The sequence below is a fragment of the Agromyces sp. CCNWLW213 genome, from assembly GCF_037199545.1.
GTDB lineage: Bacteria > Actinomycetota > Actinomycetes > Actinomycetales > Microbacteriaceae > Agromyces.
In genome coordinates this window covers 147,110-173,368 of record NZ_JBBBDX010000001.1, presented here as the reverse complement: position 1 = coordinate 173,368, position 26,259 = coordinate 147,110, and the positions used below count along the sequence as shown (strand labels likewise).

The following is a 26,259-nucleotide window of genomic DNA, read 5'->3' as shown; positions in this document are numbered from 1 at the left end:
GCAGACGTCTCGAAGGCACCGGCATCCTCGGATGGCGGTCGGAAGAGAAGATCGCCATGGCCCGATACGGATACCTGTCCACCTACCCGCCCACACGCTGCGGGCTCGCCACGTTCACCGAGGCCCTCGCGGGCGCCATGGCCGGCGGCGGAACCGGCGAGCCCACGATCGTCCGGGTGCTCGATTCGCCCGGCGGCCGAACGGATCCGACCGTCGTGGGCCGGATCCGCCCCTCGCGGGAGCTCGTCACGGGCGATCCGGCGAGTCTCGTCGCCTCGGTGCGCGCGCTCGAGGGGTGCGATGTCGCGATCGTGCAGCACGAGTACGGCATCTACGGCGGACGGGACGGCGCCGACGTCGTCACGCTGCTCCGGATGCTCCGAACCCCGACGATCGTCGTCCTGCACACCGTGCTCGCCGCCCCGTCGCCGCATCAGCGCGAGGTCCTCGAGTCGGTCTGCGAATCGGCCGCGGCCGTCGTGGTGATGACGCGGAACGCCCAGGACATCCTGATGCGGACCTATCGCGTCACGCCGACGAAGGTCCGCGTCATCCCCCACGGGGTCCCCGTGCGCCACGCGGGGTCCGCGCCGAGGCGAACCTCGACGAAGCGCGTGCTGACGTGGGGTCTGATCTCTCCCGGCAAGGGCCTCGAATGGGGCATCCGCGCGATCTCGGAGCTCACCGGGCTCGCGTCCCCCGTCGAGTACGTCATCGCGGGGCAGACGCACCCCAAGGTGCTCGCGCGCGAGGGCGAACGGTACCGCGAGGAACTCCAGCGCCTCATCGTCGACCTGGGACTCGGCGGAATGGTCACGATGGACGACCGCTACCTCGACCCCGCGCAGCTCGCCGACCTCGTGACCACGGCGGACGTCGTGCTGCTGCCCTACGACTCTCGCGACCAGGCCACCTCGGGTGTGCTCGTCGAGGCGATCGCGGCCGGCGTGCCCGTGGTCTCGACCGGGTTCCCCCACGCCGTCGAGCTGCTCGGCGGCGGGGCCGGGCTGATCGCCCGGCACGGCGATCCGGGATCGATGGCCGCGGCGATCCGCACCATCATCGAGACCGAGGAGACGGCGCGGCGGATGCACGAGGCCGCGCTCCGGGATGCGCACGATTCGACCTGGCCGGTCGTCGCCGAGCGCTACCGCGAGCTCGCGGACCGGATCGCGGCGGCGCGCGCCGCATGACCATGTCCGGCCGCTCTCCGTCCTACTCGCACCTCGTCGCGCTCATGGACGAGCACGGGATCTTCGAGCATGCGCGGTTCGACGACCCGCGCCGCGGCGACGGCTACTGCGTCGACGACGTCGCCCGCGCCCTCATCGTGCTCGTGCGCGAACCGGACCCGACGCCCCGGCTCGCGACCCTCGCGGAGACCTGCCTCGCGTTCCTCGAGGATGCGGTCGACGCCGACGGCCGGGTGCACAACCGGATGGCCGCCGGCGGCGGCTGGACCGACCTGCCCGCGCTCGGCGACTGGTGGGGCCGCGCGATCTGGGCGCTCGGCGTCACGGCCGCCCGCGCGCCGAACGAGGCCGCGCGATCGCGCGCACTCCGGACCTTCCACCGAGCGGCATCCGCGAGGTCGTCGCATGGTCGGGCACTGGCCTTCGCGACGCTCGGGGCCGCCGACGTGCTGACCGCGTACCCGGACGACCTCGCGGCGCACGCCCTGCTGATCGACGGAGCGCTGACGATCGCCATTCCGACCGATGACGCGTGGGCCTGGCCGGAACCCCGCCTCCGCTACGCCAACGCGGTGCTCCCCGAGGCCCTGCTGGCGGCCGGGATGGCGATCGACAGCCCTCGTCTCGTGGGCCGGGGGCTCGGGATGCTGCGATTCCTCGTCGGCGTCGAGACGGCCGGCGGACACCTGTCCGTCACCGGGACCCGCGGTCGCGGTCCCGCTCAGCGGGCTGCCCAGTTCGACCAGCAGCCGATCGAGGTGGCCGCGATCGCGGACGCCTGCGCGCGCGCGTTCGACCTCACGGGCGAACCGTCGTGGCGGGACGCGGTCGCCATGGGCTGGGCGTGGTTCATGGGTGAGAACGATTCCTCGACCCCGATGTTCGATCCGGAGTCCGGCGCCGGATTCGACGGGCTCGAGGCGGATGGGCGCAACGAGAACCGCGGAGCCGAGTCGACGCTGGCGGCGCTGAGCACGTATCAGCAGGCCCGGCGCCTCGGGGTCCTCGCCATGGTGCCCTCGCGATGATCCGCGCGCACCGGGCAGCCCTCGAGCACGATCCCTCTCGCGTGGTCGCGAGGCTGTTCCTCCCCGGCGACGGGCTCCCTTCATCGCACTCGCGCGTCACGCAGATCGTCGATCGGGTGCTCGAGAGCCCCCCGCGCCTCACCCAGGAGACCGCCGATCGCGTCGTCGCCGCGCTCGCGGAGCGACACCCGGACGCCGTCGAGGTGATCCTCGCCAACGCGAGGGCGGTGGGCAGTCGCGTCCGGGAATCCGCGGCGCTGACGGAGTCCCAGGCCGTGGTGCTCGGTGCGGCGTTCACGGCGGAGTACGCCGTCGAGGGCGCCGCGCTCTGCAACCCGAGCGCGGTCGTGCATCCGTCGCAGGACGGCCTCGCACGCGACGAGCTCAGGGTGGCGATCTCGCTCCGCTGCATCGGCGAGGGACACGTCTCGTCCATCGGCTTCGCCGAGGCCGTGATCGGGGCCGACGACAGCTGGACGTTCCTGCCGAGGGCGGCACCGATCACGACTCCCGCGATCTCCGGCGGAGACTGGTTCCGGCACCACTTCAGTCGCGCGCTGGAGGACGAGGGCCACCTCAGCGATCTCGCGAACGCCGTCGTGGGCGACCTGCCCGAACGGTTCACCGGCGTCGAACTCGAGCTGGCACTGCTCACGCTGCCGGACCAGCTCTCCACGCGTCCGGACAGCCGCGAGCCGACGCAGGCGCTGCGCGACATGGCGGCATCCGCCTACCGCGCCGAGTTCCCCCCGGCCGCACCGCTGAGCGCACGCGTGCTGCTCCCCGTCGCCGCCGAGGAGGACCACGGCGTGGAGGATGCCCGCTTCGTGCGCTTCACCGACGCCGACGGCACCGTCGGGTACCGCGCGACGTACACGGCCTACGACGGCCGGAACGTCGCACCCCGGCTCATCACCTCGCCCGACCTGAGCTCGTTCGCCTTCCATCGCCTGGCCGGCAGCGGCGCCCACGACAAGGGCATGGCCCTGTTCCCCCGGCGCGTCGGAGGCGACCACCTGGCGCTCACGCGCACGGACGGTGAGAACATCCTGCTCGCACGCTCAGCGGACGGCGTGATCTGGGACGACGTCGGCATCGTGCATCGCCCCGCGGAACCGTGGGAGCTCGTGCAGCTCGGCAACTGCGGCTCCCCGATCGAGACCGAGGCGGGTTGGGTCGTGCTCACGCACGGGGTGGGTCCCCTGCGCACGTACTCGCTCGGCGCGCTCCTCCTCGACCTCGACGACCCGTCCCGGGTGATCGCGCGGTCCACCGCCCCGCTCCTGCAACCCACCGGCCCCTTGCTCGACGGCTACGTTCCGCGGGTCGTGTACTCATGCGGTGCACTCGTCCACCGCGGCACCATGTGGATCCCCGTCGGAGTCGGGGACGCACGCATCCGGGTCTACTCCGTTCCGATCGACGAACTCATCGCGTCGATGACCCGCCTGCCGGCGACCTGACCGGTGCTCCCGTGACACGCGCCCCGGTCGCCGGACGACCGGCGCCGCTGCTCAGGACCCGGGGCCCGCGCGGCGCTCCAGGGCGTCGATGACCGTCTCGGCGATGTCGATGTCGTAGAGCCGCTCGACGCTCTGGAACCCGCCGGGACTCTCCGCGTTGATCTCCACCACCTTGCTGCCGATGACGTCGATGCCCACGAGGAACATGCCATCGGCGACGAGCTTGTCGCCCATCGCCTCGACGATGCCGAGCTCGGCCGCACCGACCTCGAGGGGAACCGACCGACCGCCGGTGCTGATGTTGGCGCGCGGGTCGTTGCCGGTGGGCACGCGTCGGAACGCGGCCGGCCTGCCGTCGCGCTCGAGGATGCGGCCCTCCAGCAGGAAGATCCGGGCATCGCCGTCCCTGGCTCCGTCGATGAACTCCTGGATGATGGCGTAGCCGTCCTGCAGGACCGCCTCGGTCATCTGCGCGAGGTTGGTCTCCCCCGGGCCCTCGATCATGAAGACGTTGCGACCCTTGGCCCCGTAGAGCGGTTTGACGACGCAATGGCCGACTTCCTCGACGAACCGCTCGATCGCCTCCGGATCTCGTGTCACGAGCGACCGTGGCCGTACCTCCTCGGGGAACTCCTCCAGGTAGAGCTTGCTGGTCGCTCGATGAAGGGCATTCGGGTCGTTCACCACCGTCACGCCTCGGTCCGCGAGCATCCGCCCGAAGATCACGCCCATCGGGCTGGCCCAGGGGCGCTCCTGCATGTCGTCGATCGACTCGTTGCGCAGGAACAGCGCATCCAGGTCCTCCATGACGATCCGCTCGGCGTCGCGCGCCTTGATCCCCTCCATGAAGCTCTCGAGGGTGTCGCCGCTCTTCCACCTCGCGGCACGAGCCCTGGCCGCGAACCGCCCGTCGCTGCTGCCGAGTTCGAGGTCCCCGACGCCGACGTACCAGGTCTCGTGCCCGCCCCTGGCTGCGGCCCTGGCGAGTCGGGTGGTCGCGTACTCGTCCACCTCGGTGTCGACGTCGTTGACGAGGAATGCGAGCCTCATGCGGCCACGTCTCCTTCATACAGGTCGGTGACCGTCGCGCCCGCGCGCAGCCGTTCCAGACGCTCTCGTGCGCCGGGCACGTCGAGCCACCGTGGCCGGACCCAGGGCGCGTGGAGCACCTCGCGGTCGAGCAGGTCCTGCACCAGCGGGATGTGGTCCAGCGCGAGCTTGCCGACGAGCAGGACGTCGAGGCGGCTGCCCTCCGCGAGGGCGTCGAGGATGCGCGTGATTCCGCGCAGGTAGATCGCGTCCATCACCGAGCCGCCCCCGACGACGGCCCGAATGGCGATCGACCACGCGGTCCGTGCCGGCATGCGGTGGTCGGCCCGCAGCGACTCGAAGATGTCCAGGAAGCCCGCGCCGTCGAGCATCTTGCCGACCGCGACCACTCGCCCGGCGAGCACGCGAAGCCGCCGCGGGTCCAGCCCGCCGGTCAGGTACTCGGCGAGCACGGCGAGGCCCTCCTGGGTCTCGTCGTAGCCGGGCAGGCCGATGGTCAGCAGCGTCAGCGGCTGCCGGGCGCCGTTCTGGTAGGTGACCACGTGGGTGCCGATCTCGTGGTGCAGCAGCGGCTCGACCCGGTCGGCCCGGAAGGCGGCGGACTCCGGGATGAGCAGGCGCCCGAACGACACCATCAGCTCGGAGATGTCGTCCCGCACCTCGACGCTCACGGGGAAGTCCGGATACACGGCGCGGTAGCGCTCGAACTCCGCACGGGCCGCGTCGGCGAACGCGCCGGCCGTGACGGTCTGGGTGCTGGGCGCCTGCGGGGGGATGGTCTCGAGGAGTGCCTCCGCCGCAGCCGCCAGCGGAGGGGCGACCGTTCCGTAGAGCTGGAGCGACCCGTAGAGGAACCGTGACGTGTCGCGGTCCTCCAACGCGGTGATCTGCCGGGCGATCTCGTCCCGCTTCGCACGGAAGAGCGTGTGCAGCGCCGGGTCGTCGACATTCTCGACCTCGAGGTCGTACAGGTCGCGCCGCGCCAGGTCCGGGTCGAAGTCCAACGGGCGCAGCCGCAGCGTGGGGGCCGCGCCGAAGTCACTTCGCTCGAAGTCCGCCCACGCCTCCGCCGCGTTGAGTGGCGTGACGTTCACGAGCAGGTTCACGCGGCGCTCGATCTCGGTGAGCCGGGCGTCGATGTCGAGTGCGGGCGCCAGCTCCTCGATCGGTGACGACATCTCATGAGCATACCCACGCGTCGTCCGCCCGACCCCTCGCATGGTCCGGGCCTCTCGATCCGAGCGTGCCGGGGGTCGCCTTCGCCATGGATTCCGAGGTAGGGCGGACGGGACTTGAACCCGTGACCGATGGACCTACTCCGTCCGAACCCGTCCTCTCGGTTCAAGGCCGGATGGTTCGCGTGATCTCGCCGTTATCAGGAGTTTCTTGCCGCGATCGTCGCCGTCGACTTCCGATGCTACCCGCTGATCTCGATCGTACTCGATACGTCTCGAGTCAAAAGTGCTGGATAAAAGTGCGTCGAGGACGATCGGTCCGCGCTTGAGGGTCGGCGATCGGGGACTCGGTACGGTGCGGGAGGGGACGGTTGGCAGTCCACTCTCACCTCATGGTCGAGCGAGAAGGGTGCATCGCTGTGAGAGCGAAGAGCGAGGCGCACATGCGCCTGACGGACAGGCACCGCGAGCGCGCGCAGCTCGATCGCTTGGTGACCGCAGCGCGAAGCGGCACCAGTGGAGCGCTCGTGGTGAAGGGTACGGCGGGAATCGGGAAGACGGCGCTCCTCGACTACCTGATCGGGCATTCCGCGGGCTGCCGCATCGTGCGGGCAGGATCATCCGAATCGGAGATGGAGCTCGCTTACAGCGGATTGCATCAGCTGTGCGCTCCGCTCCTCGATCACTTGGACCGACTCCCAGCGCCCCAGCGTCACGCGATGGCGACGGCGTTCGGGCTAGTCGCGGGCACGCCGCCCAACAAGTTTCTGGTTGGACTCGCTGTGCTGAGCTTGATGTCAGATGTCGCGGCGTCGCAACCGCTCGTGTGCCTCATCGATGATGCGCAGTGGCTCGACCGCGTTTCGGCTCAGGTGCTCGGCTTCGTCGCGCGCCGTCTGGGGGCCGAGTCCGTTGTCTTGGTATTCGCCGCGCGCGACGCGGAAGATCTCCCAGAACTGGCGGGTCTCCCGGTACTCCTCGTCACGCCGCTCGCAGACCATGACGCGCGAGCACTCGTCGAGTCGGCAATCCATGGCCGACTCGACAGATCGGTGACGGACAGGATCGTCGCAGAGGCGCGCGGCAACCCCTTGGCCCTGCTCGAGCTGCCGAAGTCCTCGTCGATGGCCTCCATCGCGGGCGGCTACGGTCTCCCCGACACCGTTCCGGTGCCGGCGAAGGTTGAGGAGAGCTTCCGGCGACGGTTCGCGGACCTCCCCAGGCCGAGCAGGCTCTTGCTGCTCGTTGCAGCCGCCGAGCCCGTCGGCGATCCCGCACTGGTTCGATCGGCGGCCCACCGTCTCGGTATCGCCTCGGATGCCGCGGCGCCGGCAGTTGCCGCGGGCCTGTTCGATAGCCGGACTGAACTCGGATTCCGCCATCCGCTGGTTCGCTCGGTGGTCTACCGAGCCGCCGCCCTTGACGACCGCCGGCGCGTGCATGCCGTGCTCGCGGAGGCGACAGACCCCGAAACCGATCAGGATCGACGGGCCTGGCACCTCGCGGCAGCGAGCACCGGCCCCGACAACGAGGTCGCTGATGCCCTCGTCCATTCGGCAAGTCGAGCGCAGGCTCGTGGAGGAATCGCGGCGGCCGCAGCCTTCCTGAAGCGGGCCGCCGCGTTGACGCCGGATCCTGGGCAGCGCACGGAGCGCACCCTGGCTGCGGTGCAGGCGAGCTTTCAGGGCGGCGCGTTCGATGATGCACTGGACCTCCTCGACACCGTGGAGCACAGGGAGGTGCACGCCCGAGAACGGGCTACAACCGATCTCCTCCGCGCTCGCATCGCCTTCGCGACGGGCTTCGGCCGCGATGCTCCGCCGAGGCTGGCCGAGGCGGCCAGCCAGATGGAGGCGTTCGACGCGGACGAGGCACGACAGACGTACCTCATCGCCTGGGTCGCGATGGTATTCGCCGGGAAGCACGGCGGGCGGGGGGATCTCGAGCGGATCAGCCGTACGATCCTGGCGCTCCCCCCTCGCTCGGGCAGTCCAGCTGCATTGGACCTTCTCCTTCAGGGGCTCGCGGAGTTGATAATCGACGGGCACGCGACCGCCGCTCCCACCTTGCAGCGCGCGGCGAAGGCCCTCACTGGACTCGCCGTGAACGACGTCATTCGCTGGGGGTGGGCGGCGACCGCAGCGACGAACTCCACCTGGGATCCTGAGGGCACGTGGGCGATCGCCCAGTCCCAGAGTGCGATCTTCCGGAAGGTGGGAGCGCTCGGGCAGCTGCCGCTCTCGCTCGCCGCGCTCGGAACCGCCGCGGTCTGGGCGGGCGACTTCAGCGGGGCGGCCTCGATCCAGGCGGAGGCGACCAGTGTCGCCAATGCCACAGGCACCCACTTCCCGCCCACCATCGCGCTCCGGCTCGTCGCCGCTAAGGGCGACGAGCGAGCGGCCACGGCGCTGATCGCAGAGGCGCATGCCGCCGCCTCACGAGACGGGCAGGGTCTGGCTGCGGCCAACGCCGACTGGGCTGCGGCTGTGCTCTACAACGGCCTCGGGCGGTATGGCGACGCCGTGACTGCCGCCTCGCGCGCGACATCCGCCACCTTTGAGCCGTTCGTGTCCATGTGGGCGCTGCCGGAGCTGATCGAAGGGGCGGTGCGCGCCGGACACGCGGAGCAGGCGCGGGAGGCGCTGGACCGGCTTGCCAGTACGACGCGGCCATGCGCAACGCACTCCGCGCTCGGCATCGAAGCGCGCAGCCGGGCGCTCCTGAACTCCGGCGACGACGCCGATGAGCTCTACCAGAACTCGATCAGTCACCTCCGTCGCACGCCTCTCCGGCCCGAGCTCGCCCGCACGCGACTTCTTTACGGCGAATGGCTCCGTCGGGAAGGTCGCCGAGTGGACGCGCGAGATCAGCTACGAGACGCCTTCGAGCAGTTCTCAGCCATCGGGATGGCAGCGTTCGCGGACCGTGCCCGGCGTGAGCTCCTCACCACCGGTGAGCGCCTGCGCAGACGTGAAAGCGGCGATCAGGTCCCGTTGACGCCGCAGGAGGAGCAGATCGCCCGCCTCGCCAGTGCCGGCCACTCGAACCAGGACATCGCCGCACACCTGTTCCTCAGTCCGCGGACCGTCGAGTGGCACCTGCACAAGGTGTTCGCCAAGCTGGGAATCGCGTCCCGGCGGGAGCTGCGCCGCGCCCTGGCGCCGGGGGCGGCGGAGCCGAGCTAGCACCGCTATTCGCCGTCGATCACCAGCACGACCTTCCCTGCCCCACCGCGGCGACGTCCGTGTCCGTACGCTTCGCCGCCTCTGGCAAGCGGCACCGTGTCGGAGACGAGCGGTCGAACATGGCCGGCATCGATCAGCTCGCCGATCTCGGTGAGCTGTCCGGTGTCCGATCGGACGACGAACCAAATCGCCTGCCGGCCATCGATGGGTTCCCGATCCGGCGGACGAGGAACGGCGATCGATACGACTCGGCCGCCGGGCCGGACGGTGCCGAAGGACCGCTCCCAGGTTTCGCCCCCGACCGTGTCGACGACGAGATCCACGGCCCCCTCCCCCACGGAGTCCTCGAAGGGTGTCTCCTGATAGTCGATCACGTCGTCGGCTCCGAGATTCCTCACCTGATCGGCGTCGCGCGAGGAACTGGTCGCTGTGGTGCGAGCCCCGCGCCAGCGGGCGAACTGGACGGCGAAGCTGCCTACGCCGCCCGCACCGCCATGGATGAGCACCCGCTGGCCCCGCTCGAGATCTCCATGCTCGAAGAGCGCCTGCCATGCAGTGAGTGCAGAGAGTGGGACGGTTGACGCCTCGGCTGCGGTCAGACTCACCGGCTTCGGAACAAGCTCGTCGGCACGCACCGCCACGAACTCCGCGTCGGCTCCGTCGCGATGGACGTCGATGAAGCCGAAGACCTCTTGGCCGACGGTGATGCCCTCCACGTCCGACCCGACGATCTCCACCGTGCCGGCAAGCTCGTGGCCCGGCACGATCGGCGGCACTCTGGGCGCGCCGTCGCGATCGAGCCACGCCCCCGGCCAATCGAGCTCGCCGGGGCTGACCCCACTGGCCTGCACACGGACGAGGACATCCCCCGGGCCGAGGGCGGGTACGGGCGCTTCCTCGAAAACCAGCCGTGAGGCGTCCCGCTTGGCATACGCGTGCAGTACCTGCATCGTGCTCATCTCCTTCGGTTCCTTCGGTGATCGGTCTGGACCCAGCCTTGTCGCTCCTCCGCCAGCTCGCGCCCGCGACAGCACCCGGTCGGCCCACCGGATTCCCCGGGCCCTTCCTCGCGGATGACCCAGCCGTTGCCGTCGGGATCCGAGAACCGAGCAAACGAAGCCCGATCACGTCGGTCGGGGTCGGGGCCCACTTCTAGGTGCGCAGGCGCGAGGTGATAGAAGACACCCCCCGAGTCGTGGAACACCTCGCTGACGGCCACCCCATCAGCGAGCAGATCCTCGCGAGCCGCTTGGAGATCGGGTACGCCGAGCACCAACCCCTGCACTGAACCTGGGCGAGCGGAGGTGATCCCCTCACCGAACACAATCGATGCCGTGGAGCCGGGAGGTGTGAACTGCACAATCCGGAATGCAGCCCCGCAGCTGTAGTCCATGTCCTCGCAGAACCCCGCCGAACGATAGAACGCCTTCGCCCGTTCCACGTCGTTCACGGGGAGGACCACAACCGCCAGCTGCAATGTCCTCACCGCCCTCATCGCGCCCGCGACACCCACACGAACGCCTGCGACACAGGATGCGTCGCCACGTCCTCCGTTCGCGCCCGTGGCGACCACTGGTTCGGAATCAGCGGCACCGGTCCGACGAGGACCAGTGGTTTCCACAGGCGCGAGCTCGCCGGATGTCCACTGAAACTGCCCGATGACGGACAGGAGAACACCCATGGCGATCGAGACATCCCCTCAGCCCCCGATAGAGCGCGATGCCGCCGTCCGACCATTCACGATCACGACCGACCAGGCGGAGATCGATGAGCTGCAACGCCGGATCCGAGCGACACGTTGGCCCGAGCGGGAGACGGTACCGGATCCGTCGCAGGGAGTGCAGCTGGCGACGATCCGGGAACTCGCCGGCTACTGGGCCACCGAGTACGACTTCCGCAGGTTCGAGACCAGATTGAACGCGGTACCGCAGTACGTGACGGAGATCGACGGCCTCGACATCCATTTCATCCACGTCAGGTCACCGCACGAGAACGCTCTCCCGGTGATCATCACCCACGGGTGGCCCGGCTCGATCATCGAGATGCTGAACGTACTCGACCCTCTCGCTGATCCCACCGGGCACGGCGGCGATGCGGCGGACGCCTTCGACGTGATCGTCCCGTCGATGCCCGGATACGGCTACTCGGAGAAGCCGGCCGAACCCGGCTGGGGGCCGGTGCGAATCGCGGACGCCTGGATCCTCCTGATGCGACGGCTCGGCTACGAACGGTTCGTCGCGCAGGGTGGCGATTGGGGCGCCCAAATTACGGACGTCATGGGCGCGAAGGCCCCGCCTGAGCTGCTGGGGATCCACTCCAACATGCCCGGCACGGTTCCGCCTGCCATCTCGAAGGCGCTCACCTCGAACGTGTTCGGTACCGGCGACCCCGCACCATCCGGACTCTCGCCAGCGGAGCAGCGCGCGTACGATCGGCTCGCCTTCCTCTTCACGAAGGGCATCGGCTACGCCTTGGAGATGGGTCTGCGCCCCCAGACGCTCTACGGGCTCGCCGACTCGCCGGTCGCCCTCGCCGCGTGGATGATCGACCACGACGCCCTGAGCCTCGAAGACATCACCTCTGCCGTGGAAGGCGAGCCGGTGGGGGCGCTCACACGTGACGAAGTGCTGGACAACGTCACCATGACCTGGCTGACCAACACCGGCGTCTCCTCCGGTCGCCTCTACTGGGAGAACACGCTCGGCTTCTTCGACGTGAAGGGCGTGACCGTTCCGGCAGCCGTCTCAGTCTTCCCGCGCGAGCTCTACCAAGCGCCCAAGTCGTGGACGGAGCAGGCCTATCCGAACCTCATCTACTTCAACGAGGTCGACGAGGGCAATCACTTCGCGGCCTGGCAGCAGCCCGAGCTCTTCAGTTCCGAGCTCCGAGCCGCCTTCCGAACCCTGCGCTGATCTACGCGCGACTCGACCGCGGCACGGCCGCGAGAAGGAGAGAGATTCATCATGAACACGAGATATGGCGCCAGCCGACGGCACGCACTCCGAGTTAGCGCCGTCGCCGCCGCCGCGGCCGCCACGATCGCGGTGACGGTCGGCGTACCGGCCGCCGCCCAAGCGGAGCGCGGCTCCGGCACCTCACTGCCGACCGTGGTGCTCGTCCATGGCGCGTTCGCGGACTCCTCCGGATGGGCCGACGTGACGACGAAGCTGCAGAGGAAGGGCTACACCGTACTCGCCGCGTCAAGTCCGCTCCGTGGACTGCAGTCCGACGCCGACTACCTCAAGGCCGTCCTGTCCACCATCGAAGGACCGCTCGTCCTCGTCGGCCACTCCTATGGCGGCGCCGTGATCACGAACGCCGCCACCGGAAACCCGAACGTCAAGTCGCTCGTCTACATCGCCGGCTACGCCCTCGACGAGGGCGAGAGCGCCATCGCAGCCAACGAACTCGGCGGCGGCCACTCCGAGATCGGCGAGCATCTGTTCCTCCGCCCGTACCCGGGCGCTCCCGAGGGCGACGCGGACGCGTACATCGACCCGGCCCACTTCGGCGAGCTGTTCGCAGCAGACCTCCCGGCAAAGCAGACGGCCGTACTCGCGACGGCACAGCGCCCCGTCGCGGCCTCGGCACTGTTCACCCCCTCCGGCGAGCCCGCATGGAAGACGATCCCGAGCTGGTACCTCGTCGCGGCGCACGACCGTGTCATTCCCCCGGAGGCGGAACTCGCCATGGCCGAGCGGGCCGGATCCACGACCGTCGAGGTCGACAGCTCGCACGCCGCCATGATCAGTCAGCCCAGCGCCGTGGTCGACCTCATCCTCGACGCGGCGAAATAGATCGACGACGATTTCGAGGAGGATCACCATGACCACCACCGTTCAGACCGCAACCGAGATCCGCCCCTTCCGCATCGACATCCCGGACGCTGCTTTGGAAGCCCTGCGTGAGCGCATCGCGGCGACCCAGTGGCCGGAGAAGGAGACGGTGTCGGATGAGTCGCAGGGTGTGCCGCTGGCGGCGATGCAGGAACTCGCCCGGTATTGGGAATCGGCGTATGACTGGCGCGCGATCGAGAGGCGGTTGAATGCGCTACCGCAGTTCACGACTGAGATCGATGGGCTGGATATTCATTTCCTGCACGTCCGTTCGCAGCACGAGGGTGCCCTGCCGCTGGTCATCAACCACGGATGGCCCGGATCGATCATCGAGCAGCTGAAGCTCGTCCACCGGCTCACTGACCCGACCGCGCACGGCGGCAGCCACGACGACGCGTTCCACGTGGTCATTCCCTCGATGCCCGGCTACGGGTTCTCGGAGAAACCAACCGACACCGGATGGGGCCCGGAACGCATGGCTCGCGCGTGGGCGGAACTGATGGGACGCCTCGGCTACGACCGCTACGTCGCCCAGGGCGGCGACTGGGGGGCGTTCGTCGTCGACCAGATGGGCCTCCAGGCACCGTCGGGACTGCTCGCGATACACACGAACATGCCCGCCACGGTTCCCGCCGATGTGAATCTGGCGGCCTTGGCCGGCGAACCAGCACCGGACGGTCTTTCGGCCGAGGAACGACGAGCGTACGAGCAACTGGTCCGCACCTTCGGTCAAGTGCAGTACGCCGTCTACATGGCCGCCCGGCCGCAGACGCTCTACGGCATCGCCGATTCGCCCGTCGGGCTCGCCGCCTGGCTCCTCGATCACAACGATGCAGACGGCCAGCCGGCCGCGGCGGTCACCGCTGCTCTGACCCGGACTTCGAGCGACTCCGGCGAGCTCACCCGGGACGAGATCCTCGACAACATCACTCTCTACTGGCTGACCAACACGGGAGTATCCGCCTCTCGCTTGTACTGGGAGTACAAGGGTGGATTCTTCGACGCCAAAGGCGTCACCATCCCCGTCGCCGTGACCGTCTTCCCCGGCGAGCAGTACCAAGCTCCTCGGAGCTGGGCAGAGAAGGCCTACGCCAACCTCATCTACTACAACGTCGCAGACAAGGGCGGCCACTTCGCCGCCTGGGAACAGCCGCAACTGTTCGCAGAAGAGCTCCGCGCCGCCTTCCGACCGATCCGCTGACGACGCCCAACCGAAGGACAGGCCATGCACACGCACAAGATCGGCTACTTCGTCGGCAGCCTATCGAGCACATCCATCAACCGCACGCTCTCGAAGGCGCTCATCAAGCTGGCACCGGATGATCTGGAGTTCACCGAGATCGCGATCCGCGACCTTCCGCTGTACAGCCAGGACTTCGACGCGGACTTCCCGCCGCCGGCCCGAGCACTCAAGCAGGCGATCGAGGCATCCGATGGCATCCTCTTCATCTCGCCGGAGTACAACCGCTCGATCCCCGGGGCGCTGAAGAATGCCATCGACTGGGGTTCGCGCCCGTGGGGCTCCAACTCATTCGCGATGAAGCCGACGGGCATCATCGGCGCCTCGCCCGGCGGAATCGGAACGGCGGTCATGCAGTCGTCAATGCGGAGCGTGCTGAGCTTCCTGGATGCCCCCCAGCTGAACGCGCCCGAGGCCTACATCACGTTCAGCGCCGACGTGTTCAGCGACGACGGCGAGGTCACCGACAAGCGCACTGCCGACTTCCTGCGTCACTTCATGGAGGAGTACAACGCCTTCGTGCAACGCGTGCTGGCTGTCACGGCCCCCGGGCACATCGGCGATATGCTCCCCGAGATCCGGCGTTGACGGTCCGAAGCTCATGACCACGACGTCGGCCCCAGCCTCGGCGGCTCAACCGAATCGAGATCCCCGCTCCGATGTTCGGTTCGAAAACACTCGATTCGATCCCGACCTCACGCCATTCCACGACCTCGCAAAGCAGATGGCAGCGCGGTTCGGGTACACGGCCGAGCTGTCGCTGGACCCGCGTCTTGCCGAACTGCTACGTCTTCGCGTGGCCCAGCTCAACCCCTGCTCGTACTGTCTCATCTTGCACAGCCGGGCGGCGGATGGATTGGGGATCCTCGCGGAGATGGTCGCCCATCTGGCCGGGTGGCGCGAGAGTGCCATGTTCTCGCCCGCCGAGAAGGTCGCGCTCGCCTACTGCGAGGGCCTCACACTGTACGACATCGCCCGGTTCGCCGAATTGCACGATGCGCTTCGCGTCCACTTTAACGAGAAGGAGGTCGCCGAGATCGCCGCGGTGATCATCAACATGAACGTCTGGACTCGGCTCAAGCTCGCTCAGGGCGCCACACCCACCGCAGACGAGGCGTTGCGCCCTGCGAGCCCGTCCGTTTGACCGAGCAACTCTCTCTTGGAGGTGTCCCATGCACGATGAGCAGAATCCGAGAAACGACGCGGGTGCCACGACGAAGCCGGAAGGGCGAGCCCGAATCGGGATCATCCGTTCCATCGCGCACTGGTTGGCGGAAGACGACGGCATGCTCCCAGTCGAAGGGCGCCTCGCACCGTTCGACGGGGCGACCGCGTGGCTCAACTCCGAGCCGCTGACCCTCGAGGCCCTCCGCGGCCGGGTCGTCCTCGTCGACTTCTGGACCTACACCTGCGTCAACTGGCTTCGAACGCTCCCGTACATCCGGGCATGGGCTTCCAAATACGAGGAGGCGGGCCTGACCGTCGTGGGCGTGCACACGCCCGAGTTCGGCTTCGAGAGCGACCTCGACAACGTGGTCGCGCAGACCCGCAACCTGGGCGTCGAGTATCCCGTCGCGGTCGACAGCGGCTACCGGGTGTGGGGCGCCTTCGAGAACCGGTTCTGGCCAGCGGTCTACATCGCCGACGCGGGTGGGCGCGTCCGGCACCATCACTTCGGCGAGGGCGAGTACGCGCAGACCGAGATGGTGATCCAGCGCCTCCTGCTCGACGCCGGGGCACAGGCTCTCGACCGGGACCTGGTGTCGGTCGAGCCTCGCGGACTCGAGGTCGCAGCTGACTGGCAGGCGCTGCGGTCACCAGAGACGTACCTCGGGTACATCCAGAGCAGTGGCTTCGCGTCGGAGGGATCAGCGCCACTGGACCTGCCGTACGAGTTCACGGCGGCTCCCTTGCTGCCGCTCAACTCGTGGGACCTCTCGGGGAACTGGACCGTCGCCCGGCACGCCGCGGGCTCGAACGCGCCCCGCGCACGGATCCGGTTCCAGTTCAGCGCCCGCGACCTCAACCTCGTCATGGGCCCCCGGGCCAAGGGCGCTGCGATTCCGTTCCGCGTGACCCTCGACGGCCGGGCCGTGGCCGACGCCAACGGTACCGACGTGGACGCCGCCGGCCGCGGGATCGTCCGCGATCAGAACACGTACCAGCTCATCCGCCAGCCCGGTCCGATCACGGACCGCAGGTTCGAGATCGAATTCCTCGAAACCGGTGCGGAGGTCTACTGCTTCACATTCGGCTGATCACGGCCGGGCGCAGGAGCCCGTGACCGGGCACCACGAGAAGAACGAAATCCCACGATCGTCCACACGAATCTCGTCAGCCAGTCGCACGGACCGTGCGAGAACGAGATAGGAGCACCTGATGGGTCTACTCGAACGCATCTTCGGTCGGAAGGTCGAACTCGAACCCGAGCCCGCACCGGCCGGCGTCCCGCGCAGAGACGCCGCAGCCGTCGAACGATACGAGCAACTGCTGCGGACTGCGCCACACGACGTCCTCGAGCAGGCGCATGTCGAAGCATTCGAACAGCTCACCCCCGCGCAGCTCGACCTGCTCTACGAACGGCTCACCGCGACCGCGACCACCGACGACGAGCGACCAGCCGACGCTCGCCCCGAGAGCCTCGCCCACTCGGCCGCCAGAGCAGAACGCCGCCGACCCGGCACCATCGCACAGACGCTCGACGAGACGGAGGCGCGAGCAGAGACGAACGCGGTGGTTGGTTACTCCATCCTCGACGCCGTCATCTGGTACTCGCTCGCCTCGGTCGCATGGAACACCTGGAGCCTTCCTCCTGATGACACCACCGACGCGCCCCCGCCCGACGAGTTCGACGCCGGAGGCAGCTTCGACCTCGGCCTCTGATCACATAACCATCCCGCCGCAGGGGCTGCCACGGGATCACGGCCGCGCACGGTTCCCACGTGCCCGAGGGGTGACCACCCTCAACGTCCCGAGAATCCGCAAATAGGTGCTGAATATCGTGCGCGGCGTGCGCTCCCCGCGAGCCCGAGTCCAATGAAACTCGAAATCAAGGGAGATTTCCGCACGGGACGAGGGGACCTGAACCCGTATCCAAGCGTAGGTATGTCACAGGTTCGAATCTAAAATCCCAGATCAAGCACGCTTTCGCGGCAGTACCACGCCACGGCCCCAGCTTCAGAACGAAAGCCCCGCCTGAGAGGAATCGCTGATCAAAGGCACATTCCGAGGTAGGGCGGACGGGACTTGAACCCGTGACCGATGGATTATGAGTCCACTGCTCTGACCGGCTGAGCTACCGCCCCGCGCGCCCGCTCACTCGGAGAGTGCCGCCGGCGCGGTGTCGGTGACCCGATCGGTCACCGGCTTCCCACGATACAGATTCTCGAAGGTCGTGATGGTGCGCTGGATGTCGTGCGCGCCGATGAGGCGCAGCGACTCCTCCTGCATCCGGCGGTACTCTTCGGGCGGCGCCTCGAGGACGAGGCGCAGCTTGGCGGCCAGGTCCTCGGCGCTGCCGGGGGCGAAGAGGTAGCCGTTCTCGCCGTCGTGCACGAGGTGCGGCAGCGCCATGGCGTTCGCGGCGACGACCGGCAGCGCCGACGCCATCGCCTCCATCGTCACGATGCTCTGCAGCTCGGCGATGGAGGGCATCGCGAGCACCGACGCGCGGTGGTAGGCCTCGCGGAGCTCCTCGTCGGTGACGTAGCCGGTGAAGGTCACGCGATCGGTGATCCCGAGTTCGCCCGCCAGGTTCTCGAGGTTGCGCTTCTGGTCGCCCCCTCCCACGATCTCGACCTTCACGTCGAGCTCGGCCGGCAGGAGCGTGACCGCGTGGAGCAGCACGTCGATGTGCTTCTCGTGCGTGACGCGGCCGACGAAGATGATGCGGTTCTCGGTGCGCGGCTCCCAGTTCGGCACGTACTTGTGCGCGTCGATGCCGCACGAGATCGCGTGGACGCCGCGCAGCCCGGTGGCGCGCTCGAGGAAGTCGGCGGCGCGCCGCGTGGGGGTGGTGACGGCCTCGGCTCGGCCGAAGCTGCGCCGCGCGGCCTTCCAGGCGAGGCCGACGGCCCATTCCTGCCAGGCCTTCGGGATGAGCGAGAACTCGAGCATGTTCTCGGGCATCATGTGGTTGGTTCCGATGATGCGGATGCCGCGCTTCTGCGCCTCGACCGAGAGCCCGCGACCGACGATGATGTGGGACTGGAAGTGCACGACGTCGGGCTGCACGCGGTCGAGGATCCGGGCGCTGTTCTGCTTGATCCGCCACGGCAGCGCGAAGCGCAGCCAGTCGTGCGGGTACCACCGCCAGCTGTGCAGCCGGTGCGCGGTCATCTCCTGACCCTCGTGCACCTCCTTCCAGGTGCCGTGCTTCCGGCTGGCGGCGGGCGCCATGACGTGCACCTCGTGGCCTCGTTCGACGAGGCCCGCGGCGAGCCGTTCGGCGAACCGGGCGGCGCCGTTGACGTCGGGCGCGAAGGTGTCGGCGCCGATCAGGATGCGGAGGGGGCGCTCCGCGTCGGTATCGGCGGACGTGCTCGGAGTGTCGGACACGTGGTGCTGTACCTCGCAGTTCATGGGCGGTGGAGTGGCCCGGCGGGACGGATCGGGTGGCGATCGCCGGGGCCGTGCCGGCTCGATGGCCGGAGGCTTCATCCGAAGATAGTCTACGAGACCTGCCCGCCGGGGGCCGGGATGGCGCGCACCGGGCGTCAGAGCCGGGTCTGCGGGTGGTTCTTCGCGAGCCGGAAGACGCCCCAGATCGCGACGGCGCCGGTCACGATGAAGACCCCGATCGCCCACGGCGGCGCCTGCGACGCCTCGCCGAGCACGATGACGCCGATGAGGACGGCCACCATCGGGTCGACGACGGTGAGGCCCGCGATGACGAGGTCGGGCGGGCCGCTGGCGTAGGCGTTCTGCACGAAGTAGGCGCCGAGCGCCGTGCCCGCCAGGAGCGCGAGCACGCACAGCACCGTGAGCCATTCGAACTCGCCCTGCTGCAGGCGGTTGAGGACGACCTTCGCGAGCGTGGCCACGAAGCCGTAGATGACGCCCGCCATGATCACGTAGAAGAGCGCCCGGATCCGCCGGCGCCAGAGGGCGAAGGTCACCGCCGCCGCCGTGACGACGACGGCGAGGACGATCAGGATGGTGACGATCTGCCGGTCGGTGACCGGCTTGCTGACCGCGGTGAAGGCCGCGACGCCGACGAAGACGAAGACGCCGCCCACGCACATGACGATCGCGACGATCGACTTGTGGTTCAGCTTCACGTGGTTGAGCCGCGAGTTCAGGATGGACGTGATCACGAGCGCGAGTGCGCCGAGCGGCTGCACGACGATGAGCGGGGCGAAGTAGAGGCTCGAGAGCTGGAAGACGATCGCGAGCCCGAGCATGAGCGTGCCGAGGACCCACGAGGGGCGCGCGAGCAGCAGGGCGAGTTGCCGCCCGTTGAGCCCCTTGCCGAGCGTGTCGGCGGTGAGCGCCTCGACCTTCACCACGCCGCGGTGCTGGAACTGGGCCCCCATCGAGAGGAAGACCGCACCGATGAGTGCGAGGGGGATGCCGATGAACTGCCGCGGATCGAGCGGGATGAGCTCGGTCAATTCGCTGAGGTCGGGATCCACGCAACGACCCTACCCGCTCCCCCGCGGATATCCTTGCCGAATGGCCGTGCTCCCCATCCGAATCACGGGCGACCCCGTGCTCCACGCGCCGGCGGCGCCCGTCGGTCGGATCGACGACGGGATCCGCACCCTGGTGCGCGACATGTTCGAGACGATGGATGCCGCCCCGGGCGTCGGCCTCGCTGCACCGCAGGTCGGCGTGCCGCTCCGCCTGTTCACCTACGGGTGGACGGACGAGGAGGGCAGGTCGTGGCGCGGCGTCGCGGTCGATCCCGAGCTCTGGATCTCCCCGCTCGTGCCCGGGATGCCCGACGAGGACGACGAGTCCGAGGGGTGCCTGTCGTTCCCCGGCGAGCGCTTCGCGCTGCGGCGGGCGGACCGGGCGATCCTCCGCGCCACCGACCTCGAGGGCGAGCCGTTCGAGATCGTGGCCGACGGATGGCTCGCGCGGATCTTCCAGCACGAGTACGACCACCTCGACGGCGTCCTCTACCTGGACCGCCTCGACGATCACGACCAGCGGATCGTGCAGAAGGTCACCCGCAAGCGGGGCTGGGGGCGGCCCGGGGGCAGCTGGATGCCCGGCGTCGACGACCTCGAGGGCTGACCGGTCGCGGGCGCGCCCGCTGCGGCATCCGACGACCGCCGGGTCAGGCGACCAGCCGGATTCCGGCCGCGACGGCGGCCGCGACGGCGACCACGACGATGAAGGGCGTGCGCACCGCGTAGAGCGCGGCGGCGACGATGACCGCAGGAACGCGCGCGTCGACCGTGAGCGCCTGGCCCGAACCGAGCGTCTGCACCGCGATGAGCGCTGCCAGCAGGGCGACGGTGAGCAGGTCGGCGATGCGGGCGGGGCGTTCGCGTTCGAGGAAGCCCGCCGGCACGAGGTGACCGGCGAGCTTGAGTGCGAGCGTCGCGGCCGTGGCGACGAGGATGACGTGCCAGACGGTCATGCGCGCCGCCTCCGGCCGAGCAGGTCGAACCAGCCGATGACCACGGCGACCGCGGCCGCGACGAGCACGGGGAGCCCGGGGGTGAGCACGGGGGTGGCGATGGTCGCCACGACGGCGGCGACGACGGCCGTGGCGCCGGCCTGGAGCCGCTTCAATCTCGGCCACAGCAGGCCGAGGAACGCGGCCGCCGCGGCGGCGTCGAGCCCGTAGGCCCGGGTGTCGCCGAGCGCGTCGCCGATGAGGGCGCCCGCGAGCGTGGTCAGGTTCCAGCCGACGAAGATCGCGACGCCCGTCACCCAGAATCCGACCCGCGCGGCGCGATCGTTCGCCTGCGCGAGGGCGACCGCGGTCGACTCGTCGATCGTGATCCACGCCGCCGCGACCCGGTGGAGGAGGCTGCGGCTGCCGACGACGGGTCGCATGCGCATGCCGTAGACCACGTTGCGCACCCCGAGCAGGGCGGCGGCGGCGATCGCGGATCCGCCGGCCGCCGCTCCGCCGGATGCCACGACGCCGACGAGCGCGAACTGCGAGCCGCCGGTGAACATCACGAGGCTGAGGAAGCAGGCCTGCCACACGTCGAGCCCGGACGCGACGGCGAGGGCGCCGAACGAGATCCCGTACGCCGCCGTCGCCAGGCCCACGGCGAGGCCGTCGCGACGCGCACGTCGGACGGACAGGGCCTCGTCGGTCGTGGCGCCGGCGGTCGCCGCCGAATCGTCGGACACCAGTCGACCTCCCGGATGGCGAAAGGCCGCCCGGGAACCGGACGGCCTTCGAAAGCTCCCCCACTTGGACTCGAACCAAGAACCTATCGGTTAACAGCCGATTGCTCTGCCAATTGAGCTATGGAGGATCGCGTGATGCGCAGGGATCACTTTAGCAAAACGACGGCCGGACTCCCAATCCGAGCCGGGCTCACGTCCGTCAGTACCCGGCCTCGAGGTCGATCACGCCCACGAAGGCGCTCCGGCCGAGCAGGGCGCGCGTGTTCGCCGCGATCCGCTCGGCGAAGAGGGGCACCGTCATGGCCTCGGTGTCCGCGACGTGCGGCGTGACGATGCAGTTCGGGGCGGTCCACAACGCGTGCCCGGCGGGCAGCGGTTCGGGCTCCGTGACGTCGAGCCCGGCGCCGCCGAGTCGCCCTGTCTCGAGTGCCGCGACGAGCTCGTCGGTGTCGACGATCGCGCCGCGCGCCACGTTCACGAGGACGGCGCCCTGCGCCATCGCAGCGAACGCGTCCCGTCCGACCAGGCCGCGCGTCGCATCCGTCAGCGCAGCCGTGACGAAGACCACCTGCGCGTCGCCGAGGGCCTCGAGGAGGTGGTCGGACGTCAGGGTCCGCGCCGCGCCCGGCACCGCGGCATCCGTTCGCCGGACCACCGTGGCGCGAACGCCGAAGGGCTCGAGCAGGCGCAGCAGCTCGACCGTGATGCCGCCGCCGCCCACGATCGCGACCGTCGCGCCGTGCAGGCTCCGGCCCAGCTCGTCGTGCGACCACTCCTCCGCGCGCACGCGCCGCGGGAGCTCGCGGAGGGCCGCGAGCGCGAGCGTGAGCGCATGCTCGGCCACCGGGCGCGCGTACGAGCCCTTCGCGCTCGTCCAGGTCCGACCGTCGCCGACGTGCCGGCGCAGGAGGCCCGAGAACGCGTCGACGCCCGCCCACGGCAGCTGCACCCACGAGATCTCCGGATGCCGCGCGAGCAGCTGCTCGAGGTCGCGCTCCCCCGTCGCGCTCGTCCAGACCAGGCCGCGCGTCGCCGCGGACGGTGCTGCGACGACTCCGCCCGCCGCCGCGACCGCGGCGGCGAACTCCGGCTCGGCCGTCGGAACGATCGCGACCGGGGCGGCGTGCGGACTCCGGGTCACGCGGGCAGCTCGGGGCGGAGGTCGTCGGTCACGGCGTGACCACCGTCGAGCGCCGCGCCGAGCGCCTGCACGTACGGGTGCTCGGGATCGCGGAACACCTCGTCCATCGGACCGACCGCGACCAGCCGGCCGCGGTCGAGCACCGCCAGGCGGTCGGCCACGCGCCGCAGCACCGGGAGGTCGTGCGTGATGATGATCGCCGAGAACGTGTGGCCGTCGCGCAGCTCGCCGATCAGCTCGGCGACCGCGTCGCGCACGGTGAGGTCGATGCCGGCGGTGGGCTGATCCGCCACGAGCAGCGAGGGCCCGAGGACGAGCGCGCGGGCGAGCGCGACGCGCTGCCGCTGCCCGCCGCTCAGCTCGTACGGATAGCGGTCGAGCATGCCGAGCGGCAGCCGGACCGCGTCGACCATGGTGGCCACCCGCGTGGCGAGTGCCTTCCGCGAATACCGGTGGTCGCGCTCGAGGATCGGCTCGCCGATGATCTCGGTGACCGTGCGATCCGACGGCAGGTGCTCGGCGGCATCCTGCGCGAGGTAGCCCACGCGGAAGCGCAGCTCGGGTACCTTGCGGCGCGGGATGCCGCGCAGGGGCGTGCCGAGCACGATCGCCTCGCCGCCCGTGATCACCGGGCGCACCTCGCCGCCGGCGCCGGCCGGCTCGAAGGCCGCCCCCGACAGGATCCGCGCGAGCGTCGACTTGCCGCTCCCGGCCGACCCGAGGAGCCCGAGGACCTCGCCCGGCGCGAGCCGCAGGTCGACGCCTCGCAGCGCGACGTGCGCGGCGCTCGCGCCGTGCGCCGGGTACTCGACCGAGAGGTCGCTGACGACGACCGGATAGCCGTGGGTGACGGCGCGGCTCATCGAGCCGCCTCGTCGAGGCTCCGCAGCCGTTCCCGACGCTCGGCCTGGGCGACCGGGTCGGGGACCGGCAGCGACGCGAGGAGCCGCTGCGTGTACGGGTCCTGCGGCGCCCCGAGCACCTCGGCGCCGGTGCCCTCCTCGACGAGGCGACCGCGGTAGAGCACCGCGATCCGGTCGGCGAGCAGGTCGACCACGGCGAGGTCGTGGCTGATGAACAGGGAGGCGAACCCGAACTCGCGCTGCAGCTCGGCGAACAGCTCGAGCACGCGCGCCTGCACGGACACGTCGAGCGCCGAGGTCGGCTCGTCCGCGATGAGCAGTTCGGGCTCGAGCGCGATCGCGCGCGCGAGGCTCGCACGCTGCCGCTGCCCGCCCGAGAGCTCGTGCGGATACCGGTCGCCGTACGAGGCGGGCAGCTGCACGGCTTCGAGCAGCTCGTTCACCCGCGGCCGTGCATCGCGCGCGTCGACCGCGCGCTCGTGGATCACGAGCGGCTCGGCGACGCACTCGGCGATCGTCAGCAGCGGGTTGAAGCTCGACGCCGGGTCCTGGAACACGAAGCCGATCCGGCTTCGGGACGGCCGGAACTGCCGCTCGCGGATGCCGTTCATCTCGTGTCCGAGCACCGTGAGCGACCCGCCGGTGACCTTGGTGAGCCCCGCGATCGCCCGGCCGATGGTCGTCTTCCCCGAGCCGCTCTCGCCGACGAGGCCCAGGACCTCGCCCGGCCGGATCGAGAGGTCCACGCCGTCGACCGCGCGGAACCCGGCACGTCCGAGGCGGCCGGGGTACTCGATCTCGAGCCCGCGCGCTTCGACGACCGGCGTGCCCGACGCCCAGCCCTCGGGACGCGCCGCAGCGCGTTCGGCGGCCTTGGCCACGCCGTGGCCGACGTACGGCACGGCCGCGAGGAGGCGCTTGGTGTAGTCGTCCTGCGGGTCCGCGAACAGCTGCGTCGCCGACGCCTCCTCGACCACCCGGCCCTGGTACATCACCACGACCCGGTCGGCGAGGTCGGCGACGACGCCCATGTTGTGGGTGATGAGCACGATCGCCGTGCCGAACTCGTCACGCACCCGCCGCAGCAGGTCGAGGATCTCGGCCTGGACGGTGACGTCGAGCGCGGTCGTCGGCTCGTCGGCCACGATGAGCCCGGGCTCGAGCACGAGCGCCATGGCGATGACGATGCGCTGCTTCTGCCCGCCCGAGAACTGGTGCGGGAAGTGGTCGACCCGCTCCCCGGGGTCGGGGATGCCGACCTTGCCGAGGATCTCGATCGCCTTGGCGCGCGCCTCGGACTTCGAGACCTTGCCATGTGCGCGCAGGCCCTCCATGATCTGCCAGCCCACCGTGTACACGGGGTTCAGCGCGGTCGACGGCTCCTGGAACACCATGGCGACGTCCGTGCCGCGGATGGCACGCAGCTGCGGCCCGCTCAGCGCGGCGACGTCGTGCTCGGCCGTCCCCGCCCGATTGGACAGCACCACCGCGCCGTTCGTCGTCGCGGTCTCGGGCAGCAGTCCGAGGATCGTCTTCGCCGTCACCGTCTTCCCGCTGCCGGACTCCCCGACGATCGCGACGACCTCGCCGCGCTCGACCGACAGGCTGACGTCGTCGACCGCCTTGACCGCGCCGGCATCCGTCGAGAACGAGACGCCCAGGTTCCGGATGTCGACCACCGTGCTCATCGCTTGACCTCGATCCCGTGCTCGTCGAACGTCTCCCCGTCTTCGAGGCCGCCGAGTCCGCCCGGGCCCGCCGTGAGGGTGCCGCCGGGGACGACGGACGTCTCCGCCACCTGGCCGGCGGCCTGCGCGACGCGGCGGCGCCCGCGGAGGCGCGGGTCGGCGAGGTCGTTCAGGCTCTCGCCGACCAGGGTGATGCCGAGGACCGTGAACACGATCGCGAGGCCCGGGAACAGTGCCGTCCACCAGATGCCGCTCGTGACATCCGACTGCGCCTTGAAGAGGTCGTAGCCCCACTCGGCGGCCGCCGTCGGCTCGATGCCGAACCCGAGGAAGCCGAGCGCGGCGAGCGTGAGGATCGCCTCGGAGGAGTTCAGCGTGATGATGAGCGGCAGCGTGCGCGTGGCGTTGCGGAGCACGTGCTTGAACACGATCCGGGCGTTCGACGCGCCCAGGACCTTGGCCGACTCGACGTAGGCCTCGGACTTGATGCGCACCGTCTCGGCGCGGATCACGCGGAAGTACTGCGGGATGAACACGACCATGATCGAGATCGCCGCGGCGAGGACGCCGCCGAGGAGGCTCGACTGCCCGCCCGAGATCACGATCGACATGACGATCGCGAGCAGCAGCGACGGGAAGGCGTAGATCGCGTCGGCGACGACGACGAGCACGCGATCGAGCCAGCCGCCGAAGTATCCCGCGTAGAGACCCAGCGCGACGCCGATGAAGATCGACAGCAGCACGGCGAGCACGATCACGAGGACCGCGGTCTGGGTGCCCCAGATCACCCGGGAGAGCACGTCGTAGCCGCCGACGGTCGTGCCGAGCAGGTGCTCGGGCGAGGGCGGCTGCTGGGTGCCGAACGAACCGTCGTCGTCGCGCCGTTGCGCGAAGCCGTACGGCGCGAGCAGCGGCGCGAGCGCGGCCGTGACGAGGAACACGCCGACCATGACGAGGCCCGCGACGAGCATGCCGCGCTGCAGGCCGACGCTCTGGCGCACCTGGCGGACCACCGGGAGGCGGTCGGCGAGGCGCCGGCGGGGCGCGGGCGGGGCGGCGGTGACGGATGTCGCCGTCATG

At 69.9% G+C, this 26,259-nt stretch carries 24 protein-coding genes and 2 tRNA genes; 12 read left to right on the top strand and 14 right to left on the bottom strand.

Features of this window, described 5'->3' with window-relative positions:
- Positions 1–56 precede the first annotated feature (56 nt).
- The 3 genes from WBQ80_RS00860 to WBQ80_RS00850 are packed head-to-tail and all read left to right on the top strand — an operon-like array spanning position 57 to position 3,684.
- On the top strand, positions 57–1,193 hold the full coding sequence (locus tag WBQ80_RS00860) for a glycosyltransferase (RefSeq protein ID WP_336570347.1): 1,137 nt from the start codon (positions 57–59) through the stop codon (positions 1,191–1,193).
- Positions 1,190–2,221 (top strand): glycosyltransferase, encoded by a 1,032-nt coding sequence (locus WBQ80_RS00855; RefSeq protein ID WP_336570348.1) that lies wholly within the window; start codon positions 1,190–1,192, stop codon positions 2,219–2,221. The genes WBQ80_RS00860 and WBQ80_RS00855 overlap by 4 nt, the downstream gene beginning before the upstream one ends.
- Complete coding sequence (locus WBQ80_RS00850; protein WP_336570349.1) at positions 2,218–3,684, top strand: glycosylase; 1,467 nt, start codon at positions 2,218–2,220, stop codon at positions 3,682–3,684. The genes WBQ80_RS00855 and WBQ80_RS00850 overlap by 4 nt, the downstream gene beginning before the upstream one ends.
- 51 nt (positions 3,685–3,735) lie before the next feature.
- On the opposite strand, the gene WBQ80_RS00845 is transcribed toward WBQ80_RS00850, so the two are convergent.
- A complete protein-coding gene (locus WBQ80_RS00845; RefSeq protein ID WP_336570350.1) occupies positions 3,736–4,734 on the bottom strand; it encodes a glutathione synthase in 999 nt (332 codons plus the stop codon).
- A complete protein-coding gene (locus WBQ80_RS00840) occupies positions 4,731–5,912 on the bottom strand; it encodes a flavohemoglobin expression-modulating QEGLA motif protein (protein ID WP_336570351.1) in 1,182 nt (393 codons plus the stop codon). Before WBQ80_RS00840 ends, WBQ80_RS00845 begins: the two co-directional genes overlap by 4 nt.
- A gap of 389 nt (positions 5,913–6,301) precedes the next feature.
- Here WBQ80_RS00840 and WBQ80_RS00835 point away from each other — a divergent pair, with 389 nt between their 5' ends.
- A complete protein-coding gene (locus WBQ80_RS00835; RefSeq protein ID WP_336570352.1) occupies positions 6,302–9,094 on the top strand; it encodes an AAA family ATPase in 2,793 nt (930 codons plus the stop codon).
- 5 nt (positions 9,095–9,099) lie between these two features.
- Here the strand turns inward: WBQ80_RS00835 and WBQ80_RS00830 are convergent, their stop codons facing one another.
- Both WBQ80_RS00830 and WBQ80_RS00825 read right to left on the bottom strand, forming a co-directional pair.
- Positions 9,100–10,053 carry an NADP-dependent oxidoreductase gene (locus WBQ80_RS00830; protein ID WP_336570353.1) on the bottom strand — a complete coding sequence of 318 codons (954 nt, stop codon included), beginning with the start codon at positions 10,051–10,053 and terminating at the stop codon, positions 9,100–9,102.
- A complete protein-coding gene (locus WBQ80_RS00825) occupies positions 10,050–10,589 on the bottom strand; it encodes a VOC family protein (protein WP_337282470.1) in 540 nt (179 codons plus the stop codon). Before WBQ80_RS00825 ends, WBQ80_RS00830 begins: the two co-directional genes overlap by 4 nt.
- Before the next feature lie 184 nt (positions 10,590–10,773).
- Between WBQ80_RS00825 and WBQ80_RS00820 the strand changes: the two genes are divergently transcribed.
- The 7 genes from WBQ80_RS00820 (at position 10,774) to WBQ80_RS00790 (ending at position 17,053) form a co-directional block, all read left to right on the top strand.
- On the top strand, positions 10,774–12,006 hold the full coding sequence (locus WBQ80_RS00820; RefSeq protein ID WP_336570355.1) for an epoxide hydrolase family protein: 1,233 nt from the start codon (positions 10,774–10,776) through the stop codon (positions 12,004–12,006).
- Positions 12,007–12,057: 51 nt separating this feature from the next.
- Entirely contained in the window at positions 12,058–12,891 is an 834-nt protein-coding gene (locus WBQ80_RS00815; RefSeq protein ID WP_336570356.1) for an alpha/beta fold hydrolase, read from the top strand.
- 28 nt (positions 12,892–12,919) lie between these two features.
- Positions 12,920–14,131, top strand: a complete 1,212-nt coding sequence (locus WBQ80_RS00810) for an epoxide hydrolase family protein (protein ID WP_336570357.1) — start codon at positions 12,920–12,922, stop codon at positions 14,129–14,131.
- Between the two features lie 24 nt (positions 14,132–14,155).
- A complete protein-coding gene (locus WBQ80_RS00805) occupies positions 14,156–14,758 on the top strand; it encodes an NADPH-dependent FMN reductase (RefSeq protein WP_336570358.1) in 603 nt (200 codons plus the stop codon).
- A 13-nt stretch (positions 14,759–14,771) separates the two neighbouring features.
- A complete protein-coding gene (locus tag WBQ80_RS00800; protein ID WP_336570359.1) occupies positions 14,772–15,314 on the top strand; it encodes a carboxymuconolactone decarboxylase family protein in 543 nt (180 codons plus the stop codon).
- A 142-nt stretch (positions 15,315–15,456) separates the two neighbouring features.
- Positions 15,457–16,428, top strand: coding sequence for a redoxin domain-containing protein (locus WBQ80_RS00795; protein ID WP_336570360.1), 972 nt, complete (start codon positions 15,457–15,459; stop codon positions 16,426–16,428).
- Between the two features lie 121 nt (positions 16,429–16,549).
- Entirely contained in the window at positions 16,550–17,053 is a 504-nt protein-coding gene (locus WBQ80_RS00790; RefSeq protein ID WP_336570361.1) for a hypothetical protein, read from the top strand.
- Between the two features lie 348 nt (positions 17,054–17,401).
- On the opposite strand, the gene WBQ80_RS00785 is transcribed toward WBQ80_RS00790, so the two are convergent.
- The 3 genes from WBQ80_RS00785 to WBQ80_RS00775 all read right to left on the bottom strand — a co-directional run bounded on the left by WBQ80_RS00785 (position 17,402) and on the right by WBQ80_RS00775 (position 19,803).
- Positions 17,402–17,475: transfer RNA gene (locus tag WBQ80_RS00785), tRNA-Ile, on the bottom strand.
- Positions 17,476–17,485: 10 nt separating this feature from the next.
- Positions 17,486–18,727: a glycosyltransferase gene (locus WBQ80_RS00780; protein WP_336570362.1), complete on the bottom strand. Its 1,242-nt coding sequence runs from the start codon at positions 18,725–18,727 to the stop codon at positions 17,486–17,488.
- 158 nt (positions 18,728–18,885) lie between these two features.
- Positions 18,886–19,803 (bottom strand): DMT family transporter, encoded by a 918-nt coding sequence (locus tag WBQ80_RS00775; protein ID WP_336570363.1) that lies wholly within the window; start codon positions 19,801–19,803, stop codon positions 18,886–18,888.
- A 40-nt stretch (positions 19,804–19,843) separates the two neighbouring features.
- On the opposite strand from WBQ80_RS00775, the gene def reads away from it, so the two are divergent.
- On the top strand, positions 19,844–20,410 hold the full coding sequence (gene def, locus WBQ80_RS00770) for a peptide deformylase (protein WP_336570364.1): 567 nt from the start codon (positions 19,844–19,846) through the stop codon (positions 20,408–20,410).
- A 43-nt stretch (positions 20,411–20,453) separates the two neighbouring features.
- On the opposite strand, the gene WBQ80_RS00765 is transcribed toward def, so the two are convergent.
- The 7 genes from WBQ80_RS00765 to WBQ80_RS00735 form a co-directional block, all read right to left on the bottom strand.
- Positions 20,454–20,759 carry an AzlD domain-containing protein gene (locus WBQ80_RS00765; protein ID WP_336570365.1) on the bottom strand — a complete coding sequence of 102 codons (306 nt, stop codon included), beginning with the start codon at positions 20,757–20,759 and terminating at the stop codon, positions 20,454–20,456.
- Entirely contained in the window at positions 20,756–21,487 is a 732-nt protein-coding gene (locus WBQ80_RS00760) for an AzlC family ABC transporter permease (RefSeq protein WP_442892657.1), read from the bottom strand. The genes WBQ80_RS00765 and WBQ80_RS00760 overlap by 4 nt, the downstream gene beginning before the upstream one ends.
- Before the next feature lie 55 nt (positions 21,488–21,542).
- Positions 21,543–21,615, bottom strand: a tRNA-Asn gene (locus WBQ80_RS00755).
- Between the two features lie 71 nt (positions 21,616–21,686).
- Positions 21,687–22,628, bottom strand: a complete 942-nt coding sequence (locus WBQ80_RS00750) for an NAD(P)-dependent oxidoreductase (RefSeq protein ID WP_336570366.1) — start codon at positions 22,626–22,628, stop codon at positions 21,687–21,689.
- On the bottom strand, positions 22,625–23,491 hold the full coding sequence (locus tag WBQ80_RS00745) for an ABC transporter ATP-binding protein (RefSeq protein WP_336570367.1): 867 nt from the start codon (positions 23,489–23,491) through the stop codon (positions 22,625–22,627). The genes WBQ80_RS00750 and WBQ80_RS00745 overlap by 4 nt, the downstream gene beginning before the upstream one ends.
- The gene (locus tag WBQ80_RS00740; RefSeq protein ID WP_336570368.1) at positions 23,488–25,179 is read right to left on the bottom strand and encodes an ABC transporter ATP-binding protein; all 1,692 of its coding nucleotides are present in this window, start codon (positions 25,177–25,179) and stop codon (positions 23,488–23,490) included. The genes WBQ80_RS00745 and WBQ80_RS00740 overlap by 4 nt, the downstream gene beginning before the upstream one ends.
- Positions 25,176–26,258 carry an ABC transporter permease gene (locus tag WBQ80_RS00735; RefSeq protein WP_337282438.1) on the bottom strand — a complete coding sequence of 361 codons (1,083 nt, stop codon included), beginning with the start codon at positions 26,256–26,258 and terminating at the stop codon, positions 25,176–25,178. Before WBQ80_RS00735 ends, WBQ80_RS00740 begins: the two co-directional genes overlap by 4 nt.
- Position 26,259 lies beyond the last annotated feature (1 nt).

Coding starts and splice junctions, on each gene's coding strand:
- WBQ80_RS00860 (WP_336570347.1), top strand. CDS start 57: ATGGCCCGATACGGATACCTGTCCACCTACCCGCCCACACGCTGCGGG.
- WBQ80_RS00855 (WP_336570348.1), top strand. CDS start 1,190: ATGACCATGTCCGGCCGCTCTCCGTCCTACTCGCACCTCGTCGCGCTC.
- WBQ80_RS00850 (WP_336570349.1), top strand. CDS start 2,218: ATGATCCGCGCGCACCGGGCAGCCCTCGAGCACGATCCCTCTCGCGTG.
- WBQ80_RS00845 (WP_336570350.1), bottom strand. CDS start 4,734: ATGAGGCTCGCATTCCTCGTCAACGACGTCGACACCGAGGTGGACGAG.
- WBQ80_RS00840 (WP_336570351.1), bottom strand. CDS start 5,912: ATGTCGTCACCGATCGAGGAGCTGGCGCCCGCACTCGACATCGACGCC.
- WBQ80_RS00835 (WP_336570352.1), top strand. CDS start 6,302: ATGGTCGAGCGAGAAGGGTGCATCGCTGTGAGAGCGAAGAGCGAGGCG.
- WBQ80_RS00830 (WP_336570353.1), bottom strand. CDS start 10,053: ATGAGCACGATGCAGGTACTGCACGCGTATGCCAAGCGGGACGCCTCA.
- WBQ80_RS00825 (WP_337282470.1), bottom strand. CDS start 10,589: ATGAGGGCGGTGAGGACATTGCAGCTGGCGGTTGTGGTCCTCCCCGTG.
- WBQ80_RS00820 (WP_336570355.1), top strand. CDS start 10,774: ATGGCGATCGAGACATCCCCTCAGCCCCCGATAGAGCGCGATGCCGCC.
- WBQ80_RS00815 (WP_336570356.1), top strand. CDS start 12,058: ATGAACACGAGATATGGCGCCAGCCGACGGCACGCACTCCGAGTTAGC.
- WBQ80_RS00810 (WP_336570357.1), top strand. CDS start 12,920: ATGACCACCACCGTTCAGACCGCAACCGAGATCCGCCCCTTCCGCATC.
- WBQ80_RS00805 (WP_336570358.1), top strand. CDS start 14,156: ATGCACACGCACAAGATCGGCTACTTCGTCGGCAGCCTATCGAGCACA.
- WBQ80_RS00800 (WP_336570359.1), top strand. CDS start 14,772: ATGACCACGACGTCGGCCCCAGCCTCGGCGGCTCAACCGAATCGAGAT.
- WBQ80_RS00795 (WP_336570360.1), top strand. CDS start 15,457: ATGCTCCCAGTCGAAGGGCGCCTCGCACCGTTCGACGGGGCGACCGCG.
- WBQ80_RS00790 (WP_336570361.1), top strand. CDS start 16,550: ATGGGTCTACTCGAACGCATCTTCGGTCGGAAGGTCGAACTCGAACCC.
- def (WP_336570364.1), top strand. CDS start 19,844: ATGGCCGTGCTCCCCATCCGAATCACGGGCGACCCCGTGCTCCACGCG.
- WBQ80_RS00765 (WP_336570365.1), bottom strand. CDS start 20,759: ATGACCGTCTGGCACGTCATCCTCGTCGCCACGGCCGCGACGCTCGCA.
- WBQ80_RS00745 (WP_336570367.1), bottom strand. CDS start 23,491: ATGAGCCGCGCCGTCACCCACGGCTATCCGGTCGTCGTCAGCGACCTC.
- WBQ80_RS00740 (WP_336570368.1), bottom strand. CDS start 25,179: ATGAGCACGGTGGTCGACATCCGGAACCTGGGCGTCTCGTTCTCGACG.
- WBQ80_RS00735 (WP_337282438.1), bottom strand. CDS start 26,258: ATGACGGCGACATCCGTCACCGCCGCCCCGCCCGCGCCCCGCCGGCGC.